Annotated in this window: 5 protein-coding genes and 1 pseudogene; all 6 read left to right on the forward strand. The window is 66.4% G+C overall.

Annotated features, from left to right (window positions below; genetic code table 11):
- Nucleotides 1–333 (forward strand): annotated as a pseudogene (locus WB508_RS01770) (SAM-dependent methyltransferase); the annotation flags it as partial.
- A gap of 29 nt (nucleotides 334–362) precedes the next feature.
- Nucleotides 363–776 (forward strand): DUF3040 domain-containing protein, encoded by a 414-nt coding sequence (locus WB508_RS01775; protein ID WP_423843157.1) that lies wholly within the window; start codon nucleotides 363–365, stop codon nucleotides 774–776.
- A gap of 255 nt (nucleotides 777–1,031) precedes the next feature.
- Nucleotides 1,032–1,481 (forward strand): division/cell wall cluster transcriptional repressor MraZ, encoded by a 450-nt coding sequence (mraZ, locus tag WB508_RS01780; RefSeq protein ID WP_423843158.1) that lies wholly within the window; start codon nucleotides 1,032–1,034, stop codon nucleotides 1,479–1,481.
- Nucleotides 1,482–1,740: 259 nt separating this feature from the next.
- A complete protein-coding gene (rsmH, locus tag WB508_RS01785; protein ID WP_423843159.1) occupies nucleotides 1,741–2,682 on the forward strand; it encodes a 16S rRNA (cytosine(1402)-N(4))-methyltransferase RsmH in 942 nt (313 codons plus the stop codon).
- Nucleotides 2,679–3,113 carry a hypothetical protein gene (locus WB508_RS01790; RefSeq protein WP_423843160.1) on the forward strand — a complete coding sequence of 145 codons (435 nt, stop codon included), beginning with the start codon at nucleotides 2,679–2,681 and terminating at the stop codon, nucleotides 3,111–3,113. The genes rsmH and WB508_RS01790 overlap by 4 nt, the downstream gene beginning before the upstream one ends.
- Nucleotides 3,110–4,864 (forward strand): peptidoglycan D,D-transpeptidase FtsI family protein, encoded by a 1,755-nt coding sequence (locus WB508_RS01795; protein WP_423843161.1) that lies wholly within the window; start codon nucleotides 3,110–3,112, stop codon nucleotides 4,862–4,864. Before WB508_RS01790 ends, WB508_RS01795 begins: the two co-directional genes overlap by 4 nt.
- The last annotated feature ends 98 nt before the right edge of the window (nucleotides 4,865–4,962 follow it).

Consider the following 4,962-nt stretch of genomic DNA (forward strand, 5'->3'; position numbering starts at 1 on the left):
CGTCTCGCCGCCGTCGTCGCTCGCGCCCTCGCAGGTGACTTCGCCGCTGCGACTCAGATGTTCACGACCGACCTTTCCACGTGGGACACCCGCTCGATGGGTCCACGGCGATTCGTGGCTGCTGAGCTCGACGAGCTCCTGGTGAAGCACGGACTGACCCCGGTGGCGTCGCACGCGCTGCGGGTCTTTGCCGATCTGGTGCCTAGCGCATTGGTCGACAGCGAGCCCGGCGCCCGCGACGCACTCTTCGCGCTCGAGCGGCTCGTGGCAGATCACGGGGACTTCACAGCATTGTCGGCTGGCTTGCAGTCGATTGCCCGCCTAGACTCGTAGTAGCGCACTCACCCCAGGAGGCGACAACCGTGCCGTTGTCCGACGAAGAAGCACGCATGCTGCAGCAGCTTGAGCAGTCGTTGGCTGCTGAAGACCCCGAATTCGCCTCCACACTGCGCGGATCCAAGCTGCTGGCTCGCAACCGTCGCATCGCTGCGCTCGCTGGACTCGGATTCATCATGGGTGTGGTCTTGCTGTTCGCCGGCGCAGTCGCGGCCCTGACCTGGCTCGGCATTCTCGGATTCCTCACCATGCTGGGCTCGGCCTACGCGTTCGCCACCGCGTGGCGTCGTGGCATTGGCGCGGGCGATGAGGCATCTACCCCCCGCGGTTCCGGTTCGCGCGGAATTGGTGCGAAAGGCCCCAGCACCAAGCCCGGCAGCTCGTTCGTCGATCGGATGGAAGAGCGTTGGCAACGACGCCAGGACGGCGACGACCGCTGACGTCTCACGCCTGACTCCATCGAGGCGTTCCGGCGCCCCACTTCTCCCCACCGGGAGCCCCTGAACCGCAACCGTCTCTGACGGGGGCGGTTTTTTCATGTCCGGGAACTCACCTCGGCCAAGACGGTGTGGGGCAGATCGGTGCTGATCTGGCAGGGAAAGTGGTGCAAATGTCGTTGACAGTGGGGAACGGTGGGGTAAAGTGGGGACAGGTGGGGGAAAAGGGTAGATCGTCACACGCAGAGGAGGCGAAGAGTGAGTCCAGATGCCACGACGTTCTTCGGCACCTTCACTCCTCGTCTGGACGAGAAGGGCCGCCTCACCCTGCCGGCCAAGTTTCGCTCTCGGCTCGAGCGGGGCATCGTCCTCACCCGCGGCCAGGACAAGTGCATCTACGGCTGGACCCCGGACGACTTCGGCGTCTTCGCCGATCGGATGCGTCAGCTGTCCTTCACCGATGCGGGAGCCCGCAACTTCGTCCGCATGTTCTTCTCCGGCATGAGCGAAGAGATGCCCGACAAGCAAGGTCGCGTTCCCATCCCCTCCGTGCTGCGTACGTGGGCCAGCCTCGAGCGCGAGTGCACCGTCGTGGGCGCCATGGATCGCATCGAGATCTGGGACAGCGCCCGCTGGGACGAGTTCCAGACCAACCTCGAGACGCCGTTCTCGGAGATGAGCGAGGAAGTGATGCCAGGCATCTTCTGACACCCCCGCGCAGCCAGATCTGCGCCCGAGTGCTTCTGACATCACTTCCCCGGTGTCAGACCCACCCGGTCGCGGATCTGGCTTCACGGCCCAAGCACCACCTTCCCGCACATCCATCAGGACGAGACGAACAGGAGGACACCATGAAGACAGTCAGGCGAGTACGACACGACGTGGCCGACGGTCTTGCGCTCATGGCGTTCTCCTTGGTGTCCTCGATCGCGGTGGCCACCGCGCTCTCGTTGTTGGTCGGCGCCTTGTGACCGCCCATGTGCCGGTGCTGCTCGAGCGCGTGCTGGATCTGCTCGAGCCGGCCGTCACGGGCGGCACACCGGTCATCGTGGACGCCACGCTCGGCCTCGGCGGCCACACCGAGGCGATGCTCCAGCGCTTCGAGAACGTGCACGTCATCGGAATCGACCGCGACCCGCTGGCCCTTGACCGGGCTCGCACCCGGCTCGCACCCTTCGGCGACCGGGTCACCTACGTCCACGCGGTCTACGACGAGATCGCCGAGGCGGTCACGGACGCCGGCTACCCGACGGTCAACGGGGTGCTGTTCGACCTGGGCGTCTCGTCCATGCAGCTCGACGTCGCCGAGCGTGGCTTCGCCTACTCGCAGGACGCGCCGCTGGACATGCGAATGAATCCTGAGGATGACCTGACCGCGGCGGACGTGCTGAACACCTATGAATCGCGCGATCTCGCGAGGCTGCTGCGCGAGTACGGAGAGGAGAGGTTCGCCAGTCGCATCGCCGCGGCCATCGTGGCTCGGCGCACGACCGAGCCGTTCACCACCAACGGACCGCTGGTGGAGCTGATCGGTGACTCGATCCCGGCCCCGGCGCGCCGCACGGGCGGCAACCCGGCCAAGCGAACGTTCCAAGCACTGCGCATCGAGGTCAACGACGAGCTCGGCGCGTATCGGCGGGCGCTGCCGGATGCGCTTGATGTTCTGGCCCCCGGAGGTCGCGTCGTCGTGCTGGCCTACCACTCGTTGGAAGACCGCATCACGAAGCGGGCCTTCGCGGCAGTCACCACGACGGACGTGCCGCGCGGCATGCCAGTGGTGCCCGATCACCATCGCCCACGCTTCGTGAACCTGACCCGTGGCGCGGTGCAGGCCAACGAGGCCGAGATCGAGCTGAACCGTCGGGCCAAGTCGGTCCGTATGCGCGCTGTGGAACGGATCGCCTCATGAGTGGCCGCACCTCTTCCTCCGCACTCCTGACACTGCAGACCCGTGCGAGCGAATCGCTCCGCGAAGGCGCGATCGACGTCCGCGACGTCGGTCTGCGGCTCGTCCGCCCCGTCCGCAGCCGCGCCCGGCGAGCCCCCTTCGTCGTGGTGGTGCTGCTGGTGCTGTCGGCCGGTCTGGTGGGTCTGATCGTGGCAAGCACCCTGCTGCAGGCCCAGTCCTTCCAGCAGGCACGGCTCGACCGGGAGATTGCCTCCCTGCACACGCAGCAGCAGGCTCTGGCCCGTGAGGTCGACCGGCTGCACAGCCCCGGGTCAGTGGCGAACCGCGCCGCCCAGCTGGGCATGGTGCGCAACACCAACCCGGCATTCCTCCGACTCTCCGATGGAACTGTGCTCGGCAAGCCCAAGCCGGCCGTGCGGGGCAATCGATGAGCCAGTCCCGGCGCCGTAGCCTCTCGCGACGTCGGCTTCGGTGGTGTCTGGTGCTCGTGGTCGGTCTGTTCACCGTGTTCGGGGCGCGTCTGTTCCAGATCCAAGGTGTCGATGCGAGCGCTTACGCAGCGATGGCAGTTCGAGCAGGAACGGCCAGCACCACAGTTCCCGCACCCCGGGGTGCCATCCTGGACCGCAACGGCGAGGAGCTCGCCTCCAGCGTCGACGCCCTCACGCTCACTGCGGACCCGAGCATGACCGCTGCCAACGCCCCTCAGATCGCGCGACTCCTGCGGGAGCACCTTGGCACCGACATCAACTACTTCGACTTGATCGACAAGCTGCGGAAGCCTGAATCGCGTTTTGTGTACCTGAAGCGAGATGTTCCGGCCTGGACGGCCAAGAAGGCGCTGTCCGCCGTGGCCGAAGCCGGCATGACAGGGGTGTTCAGCGAGAAGCAGACGCTGCGCACGTATCCCGGCGGGTCGCTGGCGGCCAACCTGATCGGCTACACCAACGGCGCGGGCGAGGGCGTCGCCGGCATCGAGGGTCAGTACGACAAGATCCTGACCGGCACCGACGGGTCGAAGACGTATGAGGTCTCGCAATCCGGTGAGCGCATCCCGATGGGCGACTCTACCGTCACCGAGATGGTCCCCGGCCGCGATGTCGTCACCACCATCGACCGCGACCTGCAGTACTACGCCGACAAGCGCCTCGCCGAGGGTGTTCGCTCGTCCAGCTCCGACTGGGGCCTGGCCCTGACGATGGACGTCAAGACCTGCCAGATCGTGCAGATGTCACAAGCACCCACCTTCGACCCGGACACCCGCACCGGCATGCAGGACTCCAACACGGTCTCGCGAGCCGTGCAGAACGTCTACGAGCCTGGGTCGGTCATGAAGACCGTCACCATGGCCGCTCTCGCCGACCAGGGCAAGATCGCGGCTGACACCCCGATCGTCGTCCCGTCCAAGATGGTCATCGACAAGTTCCCGATCGGCGACTACTGGAAGCACGGCACGCTGCACTTGACTGCCGCTGGCGTCATTGCCAAGTCGTCCAACCTCGGCACGATCGTCGCCGCCAACCAGATGAGCGACGCGACGATGTACACCTACTTCAACAAGTTCGGCTTTGGGGAGAAGACCAACGTCGGGTTGCCCGGCGAGTCTGCGGGCCTGCTGAAGCCCGGTGCGGAGTGGACCAAGGCCAACCACGCCACGATCTCCTTCGGCCAAGGCATCTCGGTCACCGGGATGCAGATGATCAGAGCCGTCGGCGCCATCGCGAACGGGGGCACCATGTGCCGGCCCTCCGTGGTCAGTGACGTGCAGAGTGACGGCGGCAGCAAGGAAGGCGTCGACAACGGGGGAGCCACCCAGGTGGTCTCGAAGGAAGCCGCGCGTGTCGTGACCCGCATGATGGAGGCCGTCACGGCCCCGGACGGAACGGCGCCCGCCGCCGCCATCGAGGGGTATCGGGTGGCGGGCAAGACCGGAACAGCGTGGCGCGTGGACCCGAACACGGGTCGCTACATACGTGGCCAGAACACCGTCTCGTTCATGGGCTTTGCCCCGGCGGACAATCCGCGTTTCCTCACCTACATCGTGCTCGACAAGCCGTACAGCAACGCCGGCGGCGGCTCGACCGCAGCGCCGGTCTTCCACGACATCATGTCGATGGCCCTCGAGCGCTTCGGCGTCGCGCCCACGGGCGCCAAGCCGCCCAAGGTGAACCAAACCTGGTAATACCCGGGCCGCGCTCGTTCCTCGCGCTCGCTCGCGGCTTCGCCGCTGCCCGTCTGTCGTCGCTTCGCTCCGACCTGTGGTTGCGTGCCGCCTGAGTT

Source organism: Aeromicrobium sp. (assembly GCF_049586495.1).
Classification (GTDB): Bacteria; Actinomycetota; Actinomycetes; order Propionibacteriales; family Nocardioidaceae; genus Aeromicrobium.